14 protein-coding genes and 1 pseudogene are annotated in these 14476 nt (G+C 43.0%); 6 read left to right on the forward strand and 9 right to left on the reverse strand.

The features are described from left to right. Entirely contained in the window at nucleotides 1–1203 is a 1203-nt protein-coding gene (locus FTV13_RS09865; RefSeq protein ID WP_180011886.1) for an FAD-dependent monooxygenase, read from the forward strand. 83 nt (nucleotides 1204–1286) lie between these two features. Here FTV13_RS09865 and FTV13_RS09870 read toward each other — a convergent pair whose 3' ends face one another. Together FTV13_RS09870 and FTV13_RS09875 are read right to left on the reverse strand one after the other, a co-directional pair. After that, complete coding sequence (locus FTV13_RS09870) at nucleotides 1287–1865, reverse strand: hypothetical protein (protein ID WP_180011887.1); 579 nt, start codon at nucleotides 1863–1865, stop codon at nucleotides 1287–1289. Nucleotides 1866–1880: 15 nt separating this feature from the next. Then, the gene (locus tag FTV13_RS09875) at nucleotides 1881–2657 is read right to left on the reverse strand and encodes a class I SAM-dependent methyltransferase (RefSeq protein WP_180011889.1); all 777 of its coding nucleotides are present in this window, start codon (nucleotides 2655–2657) and stop codon (nucleotides 1881–1883) included. A 113-nt stretch (nucleotides 2658–2770) separates the two neighbouring features. On the opposite strand from FTV13_RS09875, the gene FTV13_RS09880 reads away from it, so the two are divergent. The 3 genes from FTV13_RS09880 (at nucleotide 2771) to FTV13_RS09890 (ending at nucleotide 5405) form a co-directional block, all read left to right on the forward strand. Then, the gene (locus FTV13_RS09880; RefSeq protein ID WP_180011891.1) at nucleotides 2771–4042 is read left to right on the forward strand and encodes a hypothetical protein; all 1272 of its coding nucleotides are present in this window, start codon (nucleotides 2771–2773) and stop codon (nucleotides 4040–4042) included. Between the two features lie 122 nt (nucleotides 4043–4164). After that, entirely contained in the window at nucleotides 4165–4359 is a 195-nt protein-coding gene (locus FTV13_RS09885) for a hypothetical protein (protein WP_005232434.1), read from the forward strand. 92 nt (nucleotides 4360–4451) lie between these two features. Next, nucleotides 4452–5405, forward strand: a complete 954-nt coding sequence (locus FTV13_RS09890) for a 2-hydroxyacid dehydrogenase (protein WP_180011893.1) — start codon at nucleotides 4452–4454, stop codon at nucleotides 5403–5405. 38 nt (nucleotides 5406–5443) lie between these two features. Here the strand turns inward: FTV13_RS09890 and FTV13_RS09895 are convergent, their stop codons facing one another. The 6 genes from FTV13_RS09895 to glyQ all read right to left on the reverse strand — a co-directional run bounded on the left by FTV13_RS09895 (nucleotide 5444) and on the right by glyQ (nucleotide 11820). Further along, a complete protein-coding gene (locus FTV13_RS09895) occupies nucleotides 5444–5962 on the reverse strand; it encodes a hypothetical protein (RefSeq protein WP_179992852.1) in 519 nt (172 codons plus the stop codon). A gap of 108 nt (nucleotides 5963–6070) precedes the next feature. Continuing rightward, complete coding sequence (locus tag FTV13_RS09900) at nucleotides 6071–6550, reverse strand: hypothetical protein (protein ID WP_179992851.1); 480 nt, start codon at nucleotides 6548–6550, stop codon at nucleotides 6071–6073. 235 nt (nucleotides 6551–6785) lie between these two features. Next, on the reverse strand, nucleotides 6786–7175 hold the full coding sequence (locus tag FTV13_RS09905; protein WP_180011895.1) for a hypothetical protein: 390 nt from the start codon (nucleotides 7173–7175) through the stop codon (nucleotides 6786–6788). Between the two features lie 202 nt (nucleotides 7176–7377). Then, entirely contained in the window at nucleotides 7378–8589 is a 1212-nt protein-coding gene (locus tag FTV13_RS09910) for a hypothetical protein (protein ID WP_180011896.1), read from the reverse strand. A 172-nt stretch (nucleotides 8590–8761) separates the two neighbouring features. Next, complete coding sequence (gene glyS / locus FTV13_RS09915; RefSeq protein ID WP_180011898.1) at nucleotides 8762–10831, reverse strand: glycine--tRNA ligase subunit beta; 2070 nt, start codon at nucleotides 10829–10831, stop codon at nucleotides 8762–8764. After that, complete coding sequence (gene glyQ, locus FTV13_RS09920; protein WP_005232423.1) at nucleotides 10831–11820, reverse strand: glycine--tRNA ligase subunit alpha; 990 nt, start codon at nucleotides 11818–11820, stop codon at nucleotides 10831–10833. Before glyQ ends, glyS begins: the two co-directional genes overlap by 1 nt. Nucleotides 11821–12134: 314 nt before the next feature. Here glyQ and FTV13_RS09925 point away from each other — a divergent pair, with 314 nt between their 5' ends. Next, nucleotides 12135–12962 (forward strand): transglutaminase family protein, encoded by an 828-nt coding sequence (locus tag FTV13_RS09925; protein WP_180011900.1) that lies wholly within the window; start codon nucleotides 12135–12137, stop codon nucleotides 12960–12962. Nucleotides 12963–13160: 198 nt separating this feature from the next. Further along, nucleotides 13161–14270, forward strand: a complete 1110-nt coding sequence (locus FTV13_RS09930) for an HPP family protein (protein ID WP_034704289.1) — start codon at nucleotides 13161–13163, stop codon at nucleotides 14268–14270. Nucleotides 14271–14330: 60 nt separating this feature from the next. On the opposite strand, the pseudogene FTV13_RS09935 reads toward FTV13_RS09930, so the two are convergent. Continuing rightward, nucleotides 14331–14476: pseudogene (locus tag FTV13_RS09935) on the reverse strand (IS4 family transposase); the annotation flags it as partial.

A 14476-nucleotide genomic window follows, 5' to 3' on the forward strand; every position in this document is an offset into this window, starting at 1 on the left:
ATGACGAAACGCATTGCAATTGTGGGTGCTGGCCCGGCAGGCTTGATGGCTGCAGAAGTTCTGAGCCAGTCTGATTATGAAGTTCGTGTGTTTGAACAGAAGCCTTCGGCTGCCCGTAAATTCCTGATGGCTGGGAAAACCGGCCTAAATATTTCTCATGCCGAACCCGTCGAGCAGTTTGTGCAGCGTTATGATCAGGTAGACTGGTTAGCGCCTTGGATCAAACGCTGGGATGCGATATGGATTCAAAACTGGATGAAAGATCTTGGCATTGAACCTTATATTGGTTCTTCAGGTCGAGTTTTTCCTACAGAAATGAAAGCCGCTCCACTATTGCGTGTCTGGTTAAAACGTTTAACTGAGCAAGGGGTACAATTTCATTATCGTCATCAAATTCTAGATCTGAAAAATCATCAGCTACAGATCCATGATTTAAAAAATGATTGCGCATTCACAGAAAACTTTGATGCGATTGTTTTGGCTTGTGGTGCAGTGTCATGGTCAAAACTCGGCAGTGATGGGAAATGGCAAGCATGGCTTGATTGCAGCGAGATTGAACCTTTTCAAGCCAGTAATGCGGGTGTGGAATATCCATGGTCCAAGTTTATGCAGCCAATCTTCGGTCAGCCCCTAAAACGGGTCGAGGCTTGGGTTGATGGCGGTGACAAGACCATGGGAGATATCGTGATCAGTCACTATGGTCTGGAAAGTGGTCTAATCTATAAACAGGACCGGGGACTGCGTCAACAGCTGAAACAGGGTCAGCCAATGCAGCTGAATCTGGATCTTTTTCCGGATCAAACCTTAGAGCAGCTGGCTAAAAAATTACAGCCAAGTAAAAAGCAGTCTTTGAATAATATCTGGCGGAAAGCAGGTCTGGATGGTGCAAAAGCTGCTCTGGTGCGTGAACTGTTACCAAAGCCACTTTGGCAAAATGCTACTGAATTAGCACAGCAGATTAAGCAATTGAAAATTCCTTTAACAGGTTTCCGTCCTATACAGGAAGCGATTAGCTGTGCAGGTGGTGTTAAACGCGAGGTTCTGTCAGAGCAGCTTCAGCTTAAATCCAATCCACATGTGTTCTTATGTGGTGAGATGCTGGACTGGGATGCGCCTACAGGGGGTTACTTGCTGACAGCCTGTTTTGCCACTGGACGAGCAGCCGCAGAAGGGGTGCAGCAATATTTAGTTCAAGCTCAATAATACGCATTCTTCAGAAAGTGAAAGTTAAATCTTAGAACTGCATATAAAATTTCAGGAAGCGTCCGCTTCCTGAAATGTATTATTTATTGTGCTGGGGCTTTATTTGCGGTGGTCATCTCCGGATATTGCGAACGCCAGCGTTCCAGTTGCTCTTGGGCATGTAGATATTTGCCCAGACCTTTTACATTTTCACTGGCTTCATTTACGGTAGAGGCCTGAGATTTCGGACTATTCACCAGTTTTTCCTGATGTTCCCAGTATTGATACATCAAACCCTGAATATAACGGCCCTGTTCAGTTTTAAGCTCCAGATCTTTGAGCATATTTAGCGAAGACTGGACATGATCGCGTTGACGTTGCTGGACAAATTCCGGAGTCAGATTGTCATCATTGCGCATGCCATTGAGCTCAGCTTCCAGATCCGCGCTCATTTCCTGGAAACGTTCTTCATAGTCATTCAAGACAGCAATATCATGGGGATCATCTTCCGTTTTAGGGAAGTTTTTCACGGGTCCAGTTTTCAATTCCTGCATGATTTCCTCTGATGCAGAGTCTTCCGTTGCCTGCTGTTCTACAGATTGTGAACTTTTCTGGTCACAGGCCATCAAAAACATGGCGGCAGTGAAAAGTGCAGTTCGTGACATCAATTGAATCATGTGCATGATTGAATCCTGTTCCTAATTATTTTTCTTGAATACATAAACATAGGTGACATAAGGGAAATTAATCATATCTTCTGCACCCTTGTCCGTATAGTTTTTGATAATTTGTTCGAATTGCTGCTTGAGCTGCTGTTGCTGTTCTTTTGGTAGTGCCGCAATAAAGCTGGTTGACAATAAGCGTTTGGAAACCACCTGCTCGACAGGGCCATGCTGTAGCTGTTGCATTTGCGTTTCAGCATAAGGCTGAAAGAGATTCTGTTCTTCAAATACTTTACGCCAGGCACCACTATGATAGCGTGGTGTATCGCCTTCCAGTGGTGCAATGCAATCTGCCAGAGCTTTGACCCAGTCGACTGTGATATCACGCTGGTTCCAGACCAGTACCAGAAAGCCTTGAGGTTTAAGTACCCGATCCAGCTCCTTTAAGGTTTTCAGATTGGCAAACCAGTGAAATGACTGTGCACAAAACACGGCATTCACGCTATGATCGGGCAGAGGAAGCTGGTGGCTCATCCCTTCGAGGGTATGAATATCCGGATGTGCCAGTTTTAACTGGGCCAGCATCTCAGGGACAGGATCAATGGCGATGATGTGACTACTGAGTGGACGCAAATAGGGAATAAATTTACCTGTTCCTGTTCCCAAATCGACAAGATCTGCATCTACAGGCAATGACAGTGTCTCGGCAAGCCATGGGCTAAGATCTGCCGGATAGTCAGGACGTACCTGCTGATAAAGCTCAGCAGCTGCACTAAACCCCTGTTGAGCTGCAGGATGCAGTGATTGTGTCATATTTTGCGCTTTTTAATCTTTTTCATCGATATAAAATAGCATATTCACTTTTTCGGCCCTATTCATTGAGTGAATTGTTGCCGAAAAGTTAGATTCACCAGCACGGGAAAGTTATGGATAAGCAGATTGTTTTTGAAGATGAGCATATACGCGCAATTTTTATGCCGGGGTCATCTTCAGAATTGATTTTTTCATTTGGAGATTTGATTACCCGTGCCAAGGGCTTGAGCATCAATGCCGAAAAATCATTAGCGAAATTTGAATTTAATGTTTTGGGAATCATGCCCAAACATAAATCCTGGTTTCCAAAAAGTTCCATGTGGAACATGTTGCAAGCCATTACCGAGCTGATTGCACCGTTTCAGCAGCGCATTGCCTATGGTGGCTCCATGGGTGGCTATGCTGCGATTAAATATTCCAATCTGCTGAATGTTCAGCGAGTGGTCGCGATGGTGCCGCAATATTCGATTGATCCGGAAGATGTCGAAGATGCCCGCTACAACATGTTTTACCAGCCCGAGCTGAATGAAGGCATGCGGATTGAGGCAGAAGATGTCAGTCCGGAACGGGAATATATTCTGGTATATGACCCGTATTGCACCGAAGACCGGGTACATTACCTGAAACTAGAAGCCGTACTTCCGCAGCATCATGTACTGCATCTGCCATTTACCGGCCATGACGCCATCGCTGTTCTGGCCAGCTCCGAGCTGCTGTATGACTTTTTATTGCATGAATATGATGAAAGTTATTTCTACCAGAAAATGCGCCGGGTCAAAAAAAACAGCAAGTTCTATTATCGCAAGGTGATTGAGAATATCCTGCCGAGGCATCGTTTTGCTTTAGGACGTATTCTGAAAAATAATGATCTGCTGCTGGATACCCAGTTTTTTGATGCAGCGCAAAAACAGGTGATTTTGCGTGAATTGCTGAGTAATAAACAGGTCGATCAGCAGGATCTGCTTAAGCTCGGAATTCACGTCAATCTGCCGCAGGAAAAGCGCCAGTTATTGCTGGATGCCTATGGACATGCACTGGTCTTTAACGTCATCAGCAACAAGATCGAAAGCTATACCGGTGATGCGATTGCACTGAACCATAAATTCCTGATTCCAATCTATGCCAAAGGTAATGGCTTGCTGACCATCAATCTGAATGATGAACGTTATCTGGTAGTGATGAATGACCGGCATATCATGAAACTGGTCAAGGAGCAGGATGAATTAAATGTAGGCATGCATCCGATTATTATGAAACGCTATGCTGATTTTTATATGTTCAGCTATAAACATCTGAATTTGCATACAGATGAATACGGCGCTTCCGGTTTCGTTGACGCAAGTGACAAAAATACACAGTTTGTGACACGAAGTGAAATGAACTAACCAAAAAATTTATCTAAAAAACAAATACTTGACTTATGTTTGCTAAGGCCTAATATGGTCTTAGGCGGTATGAAAAATAGTCACACCGCTCCCGGTTGTTTATATGACAAGGGAGTAAATATATGCAATCCAAACAAGTTACAAGTATTTGTTTTATTCTTGGACTGATGCTGCCTAATTTTGCACACGCGGAAAGTGTGCATCCTGCAGTGATCTTGCTCAGTTCTTCTCTTATTTTTCTGATCTTTCTCAGTGTATATGTGATTTATAAGGTGCGCCGTTCTCTGCGTAACCATATTGATAAGTCTGTAGATTAACCACTTCTGACAGTAAGTTGCTTGAAAACCCTGCAGGACTTGTTTTAAATGGCAATCAAAATAAATTGTCAAACAAGGTTGAGGGTAAAGCCATGAAAGCCGCTTATTTAGATTATGCTTCTTTAGACCAACAGGATTTGGACTTTCAGGCACTACATGCAGTATTTGATCAGCTGGTCTTATACCCGGCCACATCGGCTGCTGAGATTCAGTCTCGTGTGGCTGATGTCGATGTCATCATTACCAACAAAGTTATGATTGACGCGGCAACCATCCAGCAATGCCCTCAACTGAAACTGATCCTGATTTCTGCTACGGGCACCAATAATGTCGATCTGGCTGCGGCCAAGGCATGTGGCATTGTGGTGTGTAACTGTCAGGCTTATGGCACCTCTGCCGTCGCTCAGCATACCCTTATGCTGATGCTCAATCTGGCCACTTCATTTTTAACCTATCAACGTGCAGTACAGCAGGGCGAATGGCAAAAGGCCAGCCAGTTCTGTCTATTGGGTGCGCCAATTGTAGAATTGGCAGGCAAGACCTTAGGTATTGTTGGTTATGGTGAGCTGGGCCATGCAGTTGCCAGACTGGCAGAAGCCTTTGGCATGAAAGTACTGATTGCAGCTTTGCCCAACCGTCCAGCAGATGATTCCCGTATTCCATTTGCAGAGTTATTGCCACAAGTGGATTTTTTAAGCCTGCATTGCCCTTTAACGGAAGATACCCGTCATTTAATCAGTCATGCCGAATTGGACGCGATGAAACCAAGTGCATTTTTAATTAACTGTGCGCGTGGTGGAATCGTCGATGAACAGGCTTTGGCTCAGGCCTTACGCGAAGGCAAAATTGCCGGTGCTGCGACGGATGTGCTTACCGTGGAGCCTCCGAAAGAGGGAAATGTATTGCTCGATGCCTCAATTCCTAACCTGATCGTTACACCGCACAATGCTTGGGGCAGCGTTGATGCGCGTCAACGCATTGTGGATCAGATGGTGGAAAATGTAGTAGCCTTTAAGCAAGGCCGGCCTATCCGTCAGGTAAATTAAAAACTGCCAAATAAAAACTAAATGCTGATTAAATTCGATCAGCATTTTTTTCGGTTTTCTGGCGTAATATATTTATCTAATAGCTTTAAAAATTCACTCTGAACCAGTGCAGACCGGGGGTTAAATATAATTTCCTGATAGACGCGCTTAAATTCGGGTACCCGTTCATCGGGACGCTTGTCATAAGATGTTCGATAATGGGTTTCAAACATATAAATCAGATGATTCTGCGAAAAATAAGCAGTTCGATAGCTATAAATGTCATCTCCTTGAGTCCCGATTCTTAATTTACACATATCCTTGATCCGATACAGGTCGGCATTATTGCCAGAGGCGGGCCTAAATTCAGCTTCCTCCAAGTGTTCTATATGCTGGATTTTTTCGCCTTCGGTTTTATGGTTATAAGGATTCGCACTAGACAGGCTCGGGATGGAGGATAATTCATCATCAATCGCAGCAATTGAGGTCACGGTTTCACCTGAAACCAGTAAAGTGATGTACAGGATGGCTACACCACACAGAATGCCGGCGATAAAGCTGAGGAGAATTTTTTTCATTTTTATTATCTTCTCATGATTTTATTTGAGTTCAGTCTAAAGAAAGACTCAACTATCTTCAATGCTTAAAAGAAAAAGCCCGTAATGGGCTTTTTTCAATGCGATGATTTAAAGATCATCTACTGCATAACTGGTTGCTGTACCGGAACTTGATTGGGATTGTGATACCGATGAATTTTGAGTTGCGGTAGATGGCTGACTCAAAGGCTGTTGCACGATTGGCGTCTGTTGTGAATTGCCGCGCCAGACTTCACGGGTTTGCTGAATTTTCTGACCCGTTTGCTGTGCTGCCTGAGTCGCACCTTCATCTACTTTCTGGATGGTATCTGATGCCGCAGACTTGGTATTGCCCCAGGCACGGTCTACACCCGGTTTGATTTTGGCAATGCCTTTTTCAGTGACTTCACCTACTTTTTCAGCAGTATTGATAACACCTTCCTGTGCTTTATAGGCAAACACATGCAGCAGGTTCGGATTCTCACCATAAGGCGCAATCGGTTTGGTGGTCTGAGTGGTTTCGGTCTGTGCAAATACAGGTGCGCAGAACATTAAAGCTGTCGTTAAAATAATTGGGGTTTTGATATTCATTATGGATCGACCTCGAATTCGTCAAAGAGCGGTCTGAGTTTGGTTTTCAGTGTAACGGATAATCAGCCAAAAACAATGAATAAGCTGTGAAGAGAGTATAGGTTCAGCGTAGTTCCATACGAGGATTTTATAATTTTTAAGAGAAAGAAAGAGCAGGTCAAATCAGAGGAAAGATTAAATTTCTGTTCATTCAAATAAATAGCCCTATTTTCATTATAAAAACAGGGCGATCTATCTAATCACATTGAGTTAGGGCATCTTTAGCAAAATGATTGCGCAGAATTACAAAGTTCTTTTGTACTGCCGTATCGTGCAGGTCAAATTTTTGTGCTGTGCTGGTACCGTCACGCTGGAAAGTTGCTGAACCGGCATCAATCAGGGTCAGGCCTTTAAATGACCATTGTTCAACTGAACGGTTGTTGCCGATGTCGCCAGTAAATTCAATCACGCATTTGTCGAGGAATTTGGTCAGTTTCGCCTTATTGTTGGTTGTTTCTGGAATAACTTCGAGATTTTGTACTTCCTGTAATACACCCAGTTCCAGCTGTGGAATGGTCGGTTGAGATGTACATGCTGTAAGTGCGATACCCGCAAGAGTCGTCATAATGAGTGTTTGAAATTTCATGCGCTTCTTTCTTGTTGAGTGTTGTTAGGGTGAGTATATGAAATATATAGGGATATGCCTATAGTTTTTGAGCTTAAGGGCTAAGGTGTATGTTCTGTTTTTTTGTAGGTAGTGGTATAAAAACACCGAAATGAGGATGGCGATAGAACTGAAAAGATGAAGTCAAAAGGTAGGTGAATACCTGAAAATAAATTGTAGAATTCTATTCTTTGAAAATATGACTTTTTAAAACTATTTCAACAATCTCTAAAAGGTCGCGTAGAGGCTCTGATAAATAGGTTTCTAAATAAGTATCATAATATGGACTATTTGATAGGTGAGGGGCCTTACCGTGAACAATATCACCTCTAATCCAGAGTAGATGAGTAAGCTGTTGTTCATTAAATTTATTTGTATATATCTGACATAAATCTTTGAACTTTTTTGAGCTATTATATTTGGTGTCCTCAATTAAAGAGTCAATACAAGAACATAAAGTTCGATATTGTTCAGCTCCTTGTTCGAACCAACTTTTATAAAAGTGAGTTAATGCTGCAATATTTCTATTCGGTTCTTTTTCATTGGAATTTAAAAAAATTGATAAGTTTTCTAGGTATTTTGAGAGCTTATCTTCAACTTTTAATTTGAAATATAAGCTTGGTAATAAATCTACAGTTTGTTTATAAGTATATTGTTTACCATCGGAAAAATAAGAGCATCCAGAATCTTTAGGTTCACAATTAAAGCAATACCTCTTTTCTGAGTCTTCAAATAAAGAAATCGTACCCAGAAAGGCATATAACATTCTCTGAGAAATTTCCTCAGTTGGAGCGTGAATACCAATCCATGTTGAAATTCTCCTTTGGTTGAACTGATTATCAATAAGGCTAGGATAATAATTAAAATTAAATTGATGGGAGTATTTACTAGAAATATTCAAATCTTTGAGACTTAGGTCGGAACTATTTACAATGAAAAAATTCTTGAACTGTAAGCTTTTTTCTGTATGGATCGAATTAAAAGGGTAAAGGAAAATTGTCTGAGTTACATTAAAAAGTGGTGAGATTAATAATGCTTTAGCTAATTGCAATTTCGGATCACAGGGAATTTGCAGTTTATAAGATAAATTAGGATTACGAGAAAACTCACCATCTCGGATGTACCAGAAATTTTCTATTAAAAATTGAGTGACTTTGCTTTTTAATTTTGATATTGGAAGTTCTGATAGATAAGGAACACCATTTTTTTTAATATAAAAAACAGCTTTTAAATACGTTTTTTCATTTCTAACGTAGATTGATGTACCGATTGTACTAGACCAAATAGGGCTATTAGGTTCACGAATACCAAACTCAGCTAATAGTTGATGTCTTTCCCCAGTTGAATATATAGCATCTAATAATAGGTCTATTGCTTCAATACATGCATTTAACATTATAAATTTCCTGTCTTTTATATGACTCACAATAGCTATAGTGATAAAAAATTATTTTTTATTTTATAAAGTATATGAGTGTCCTATACATAGAATCTAGATAAATTATCTATTTAAAATTTATATAAAAGAAAACCCGCTCTAAAGCGGGCTTTTTTAATTTAATCAGAACTTAGTGTTGAAGCACTGAAATATCTGCAACTTTAGTGAACAGGTCACGAAGCTGAGCAAGCAGACGTAAACGGTTTGCTTTTAGTTCAGCATCATCCGCCATCACCATTACACCATCAAAGAACGCATCTACTGGTGCGCGTAAGGCAGCCAATGCAGATAACGCAGCAGTGTAATCTTTAGAAGCAAACAGCGGCTCAACCACTGGTGTGATTTTCGCAAGTTCAGCAAATAATGCTTTTTCAGCATCTTCCACCAGATTTGCTTCAACCACTGCACCTTCAGGCGCAGCTTCTTTAGCAAGAATATTCGCCACACGCTTGTTCGCAGCAGCAAGTGCAGCAGCTTCAGGCAATGCACGGAAGTGATTTACCGCATTTACACGCTTGTCAAAATCAAGAGGTGATTTAGGTGACAACGCTTGAACCGCCTGGATCACGTCAACGTCAACGCCTTGGTCTTCGTATTTCGCACGGTAACGACCTTCAAGGAATGCAACTGCATCTGCCAAAGTCTTCTCATGGTCTTTCAATACATCGCCATAAGCAGCTAGAGCCAGTTTGATCAGGTCTTCAATGGATACATCAAGTTCGTTTTCAGTCACCAGACGCAGGATACCAATCGCAGAACGACGTAGCGCAAATGGGTCTTTAGAACCTGTTGGTGCCTGACCGATACCGAAAATACCAGTCAAGGTATCTAAACGATCCGCAAGGGCAATCGTTGTACCCGTTTTGGTTTTAGGCAGAACGTCACCCGCGAATTTAGGTAAATACTGCTCACCTAAAGATTCAGCCACTTCGTCATTTTCGCCTTCAAGACGTGCGTAGTAAGTACCCGCGATCCCTTGAAGTTCCGGGAATTCACCGACCAGCTCAGACGTTAAGTCACATTTAGCGAGAAGAGCCGCTTTTTCAGCATCTTCAGCCTTAGCACCAGTAATTGGAGCAAGCGCAACAGCCAGTTTGGCAATACGTTCAGACTTGTTCCACAAAGTACCCAGTTGTGCCTGGAATACCATGTTGGCCAGTTTCTCTTTACGAGACGCAAGCGGTTGTTTCTGGTCTTGCAGGAAGAAGAATTCTGCATCTGACAGACGCGGACGAACTACTTTTTCGTTACCTTCAATGATTTGAGTCGGATCTTTAGACTCAATATTAGAAACGGTAATGAAGTAAGGCTGTAATTTGTTTTCAGCATTCACCAGACAGAAATACTTCTGGTTGTCCTGCATGGTAGTGATCAGCGCTTCTTGTGGAACTGCAAGGAAGCGTTCTTCGAAGCTGGCACGTAATGCAACCGGCCATTCAACCAGTGCAGTGACTTCGTCACGGAGATCCGCAGGAACAATGGCAATCGCATTCACTTCATCAGCCAGTACTTTGACTTGCTGATCGATGATTGCTTGACGCTCTTCAAAAGACGCAACCACTTTCGCAGCGCGCAGGGCATCCAGATAAGCATCTGCATTGGCCAGAATAATCGCTTCAGGCGCATGGAAACGATGACCATAAGTCACGTTGCCTGCTTTGTGATCCTGAATGGTTGCATCAATCACATTGCTGTCTTTTAACAACACCACCCATTTCACCGGACGAACGAATTCAGTACGGCTAGCTGCAGAACGCATACGTTTTGCGATTGGCAATTGATCCAGAGCATGTTGCAGGATTTGTGGCAGTAAAACGTCCAGACTTTGGCCTTTCACATCTTTCAGGTAGCAGACTTTTTCAACTTTACCGGCCTGGAAAGTAGACACCTGATCAACCGTAATGCCTTGACCGCGCATAAAGCCTTCAAGTGCTTTGGTTGGTTTGCCTTCAGCATCATAAGCCGCTTGCACAGCAGGACCGTCAAAACGTTTTTGCGTATCCGCTTGAGCAGCATCAACATTTACGATTTTAAGTGCCAGACGACGTGGCGCTGCATAAGCTTCGATCGCATCGAAAGCCAGACCCGCATCTTTTAAGCCTTTTTCAGTTTCAGCTTTTAAAGCATCACGTAATTTTTTCAGGCTTTTTGGAGGAAGTTCTTCACAGCCAAGTTCAAATAAAACTGTATGTTTAGACATTATTTGTTCTCCGCTGATTTTTCTGCTTGAGCCGCTTCTGCTTCTACTTGAGCTTTAAGCTGAGCCAGGACTTCGTCACGTAGGTGAGGTTCTGCCATTGGGAAACCAAGTTTCGCACGTGCTGCTACATAACTGGTCGCAATTGAACGTGCCAAAGTACGCACACGCAGAATATAACGCTGACGTTCAGTCACAGAGATCGCGCCACGCGCATCTAACAGGTTAAAGCTGTGTGATGCTTTAATCACTTGCTCATAAGCAGGTAATGGCAGTTCAGCTTCGATTAAACGGGTCGCCTCAGCTTCGTAGAAATCGAACAGTTCGAACATTTTTTCTACTGGTGCATATTCGAAGTTATAAGTCGATTGTTCTACTTCATTTTGATGGAACACATCGCCATACGTCACAGTACCGAACTGACCTTTGGTCCAAACCAGATCGTAAACTGAGTCTACACCTTGCAGATACATCGCCAGACGTTCCAGACCATAAGTGATTTCACCGGTTACTGGGTAGCATTCAACACCACCGACTTGCTGGAAGTAAGTGAACTGAGTCACTTCCATGCCGTTCAGCCAAACTTCCCAGCCTAGACCCCATGCGCCCAGTGTTGGAGATTCCCAGTTATCTTCCACGAAACGGATGTCGTGAACTAAAGGATCAATACCGATTGCCTTTAAAGAATCTAGGTAAAGCTGCTGGATGTTGTCCGGGTTTGGCTTAAGCACAACCTGGAACTGGTAATAATGTTGCAGACGGTTCGGGTTCTCACCATAACGACCATCTTTCGGACGGCGTGATGGCTGAACATAAGCAGCATTCCAGGTTTCGGGACCTAACGCACGAAGGAAAGTTGCAGTGTGGAATGTCCCTGCACCCATTTCCATGTCGTAAGGCTGTAACACGACGCAGCCTTGCTCCGCCCAGTAGTTTTGTAAGGCAAGAATTAAGCCTTGGAAGGTATCAATATGCGATATGGCGCGACTCATGGTCATCCACTTAAAATTAGAGAAAAATTGTGCTTGATTATAAGGATTTTACAGGGGAGTGGCAAAGGGTTAATACGCTGAAAATATTTTGGAAAAAATTAAAATGGTCTTCATTCATGCCAGATTTTGCGCGGCTTTGCTGCAATTTTATGCTGGAATAGCAATGGGATGAGATCCAAAAATCAGGAATAAATCAGATGTATAGCATCCTGTTCACTGAAGCGCGATAAAGTTAAACTGATCTCATACGATTGCGGTCTTAGAATTAGTTTAATCTTCACACAATATAATAATGCCTAATAATAAGGAACTTCATGACCACTTACCAAATTCAGTGCCATTTAAAATACAAGATTGTGCAACCTACCGAATTTATTTTTATGGTTCAGGTCGCCCATCATCCCGATCAGAATATTCTCGGAGAACAGCTCACTATGAATATGCCGGTCAAGTGGCATGAATTTCAGGATGCTCAGCATCAAAACCGTCATATCCGGTTGCAACTCGAACCCTGTGAGGCATTTGAACTGAACTATAGCGCGACAGTTACCCGTCAGCCGAGCATTCCGAATGATCTGAGGCAAAACTTGAGTGAAGTCAAAATTCCAGACCTGCCGGATGAAGTACTACCTTATTTGCTGGCCAGCCGCTATTGCAATTCAGATTTATTACTTGAAATGGCGAAACGCTCATTTGGCTGGGTGACACCCGGCTATACGCGTGTAAAAGCCATTGAACAGTGGATTTATAACAATATTTTTTATGTCTCTGGCTGCTCTGATCAGTTTACGACTGCGACAGATGTACTGATCCACCGGGCAGGGGTATGCCGTGACTTTGCCCATTTAGGCATTGCGCTGTGCCGTGCTTTAGGAATTCCGGCACGCATGGTGGTCGGTTATGTGAAAATTGAAAAATTTTTACCCGATTTTCATGCCATTTTTGAAGCCTATCTGGAAGGCGGGTGGGTACAGTTTGATCCGACCCGTTTGGCTCCGGTCGACGAGCTGATTCGCATTGGCACCGGGGTAGATGCCGGAGATGTAGCATTTTCAACCTATTATGGTCAGGTCGAGCTGCTCAAAATCGAACCTCTGATTAAATCTGGTTCTCATAGCGAAGCTGAGACTAAAATCACCTGACATGAATGATCTTATTGAAAATCCTATGAGAGATTGAATAGTAAAATAGGACTAGATGGATGGTTTTTCTCTGGTGTGTGACTTAGCTTTTTAAACAGCATCCATTTAAGTGTAATTAAAAGATATAAAATAAATACATCTTTAAAGCGACTAGTTTTATAATGCGCAAAATCTGTAAACATTAAAATCAGGCGCGCCGTGTTCCATTCCAATCTCGACTGGCTCAATACCTTAAAACCGAATTTTAAAGTTCTTCCACTCAAAGACCGTTTACTCTGCGGTATTGGGGCACTACTGGGTCTCACGGTATCATCATTACTGAGTTTATGGATTCTGGGTGATTTTGAAGCCTGGTATATTGCGCCGATGGGGGCCTCATCTGTGCTGCTGTTTGCAGTTCCGGCCAGTCCCTTGGCACAGCCCTGGAATATTCTGGTAGGTAATACTATTGCTGCGGTAGTGGGTGTGACCTGTGCCTTGTTTATTGCCAGTCCGACGGAAGCTTTTAGTCTAGCGGTAGCTTTGGCTATTATCCTGATGATGACCACCGATTCCCTGCATCCACCGAGTGGTGCTGTGGCTATTACGGCGGTACTCGGCGGCAATGCGGTGCATGAACTCGGCTATGCTTTCGTTTTCTATCCGGTGCTGCTGAATTCGATCTTATTGATGGTAATTGCGATCGTCTTTAATCGAATGATTGGCAAGCGTTATCCGCAGCAGGCGCAATTGAATACCCGTTCCAAAGATCCGACCCCGACCCAGAAAGTCACTATTCAGCCGCAAGATATTCAGGAAGTACTAGATCAGCAAACCGAGCTGCTGGACATTAGTGAATATGACCTGCAAAAGATTATTCTGGAAGCTCAGGACCGAGCCAATGCCCGTGCGGTCAACCAGTTTACCTGTCAGGACATTATGACTAAAGACGTGGTGACCCTGCATGCCAATGATAATATTCAGCATGCACTGGATAAATTTAAAGAAATGAACCTGATGAGCCTGCCGGTGGTTAATGCGGAAGGCAAGCTGGTGGGAACGCTGGCCATGTATCAGGTGGTAGAATGGTTTAAACGTGCTGCAGATGTGCGCAGCAGCTGGGAACATCAGGTCAAACATATTATGACCCGCAAGGTAGTCACAGTGCAGCCATTGCAGCCGATTCAGGATCTGGTGCCCTATTTTGTGGAGCGTTCCTTTAACTATATTCCGGTAGTGAGTGAGCAGCGTCTGGTCGGAATTATCAGCCGCGCAGATATTATCGCTGCCCTGAATCAGGAACTGAACCATTTTAAAATGAGAGCTTAAAGCTGTTTTGAATAGTTCTGAAAAAAAAGCACCCTCGGGTCACTGCTGTCCCACAATTTTTCACAAGAGGAAGCTCATTTGAGCTTCCTCTTGTTTTATGGGTATTTTATCGGGTGAAAATAAAGCTTTTAAAGTTCTTCTTTCAAACAAATTCACTTGAATTATTCTGAGTAAACGTTGAACTGTCCAACCTGTTTTTCCTAAAT

The sequence above is a fragment of the Acinetobacter sp. YH12235 genome, assembly GCF_013417705.1.
GTDB lineage: Bacteria > Pseudomonadota > Gammaproteobacteria > Pseudomonadales > Moraxellaceae > Acinetobacter.

Excerpts from the sequence above, each read along its gene's own strand:
- FTV13_RS09865 (WP_180011886.1), top strand. The coding sequence starts at position 1 with ATGACGAAACGCATTGCAATTGTGGGTGCTGGCCCGGCAGGCTTGATG.
- FTV13_RS09870 (WP_180011887.1), bottom strand. The coding sequence starts at position 1,865 with ATGCACATGATTCAATTGATGTCACGAACTGCACTTTTCACTGCCGCC.
- FTV13_RS09875 (WP_180011889.1), bottom strand. The coding sequence starts at position 2,657 with ATGACACAATCACTGCATCCTGCAGCTCAACAGGGGTTTAGTGCAGCT.
- FTV13_RS09880 (WP_180011891.1), top strand. The coding sequence starts at position 2,771 with ATGGATAAGCAGATTGTTTTTGAAGATGAGCATATACGCGCAATTTTT.
- FTV13_RS09885 (WP_005232434.1), top strand. The coding sequence starts at position 4,165 with ATGCAATCCAAACAAGTTACAAGTATTTGTTTTATTCTTGGACTGATG.
- FTV13_RS09890 (WP_180011893.1), top strand. The coding sequence starts at position 4,452 with ATGAAAGCCGCTTATTTAGATTATGCTTCTTTAGACCAACAGGATTTG.
- FTV13_RS09895 (WP_179992852.1), bottom strand. The coding sequence starts at position 5,962 with ATGAAAAAAATTCTCCTCAGCTTTATCGCCGGCATTCTGTGTGGTGTA.
- FTV13_RS09900 (WP_179992851.1), bottom strand. The coding sequence starts at position 6,550 with ATGAATATCAAAACCCCAATTATTTTAACGACAGCTTTAATGTTCTGC.
- FTV13_RS09905 (WP_180011895.1), bottom strand. The coding sequence starts at position 7,175 with ATGAAATTTCAAACACTCATTATGACGACTCTTGCGGGTATCGCACTT.
- FTV13_RS09910 (WP_180011896.1), bottom strand. The coding sequence starts at position 8,589 with ATGTTAAATGCATGTATTGAAGCAATAGACCTATTATTAGATGCTATA.
- glyS (WP_180011898.1), bottom strand. The coding sequence starts at position 10,831 with ATGTCTAAACATACAGTTTTATTTGAACTTGGCTGTGAAGAACTTCCT.
- glyQ (WP_005232423.1), bottom strand. The coding sequence starts at position 11,820 with ATGAGTCGCGCCATATCGCATATTGATACCTTCCAAGGCTTAATTCTT.
- FTV13_RS09925 (WP_180011900.1), top strand. The coding sequence starts at position 12,135 with ATGACCACTTACCAAATTCAGTGCCATTTAAAATACAAGATTGTGCAA.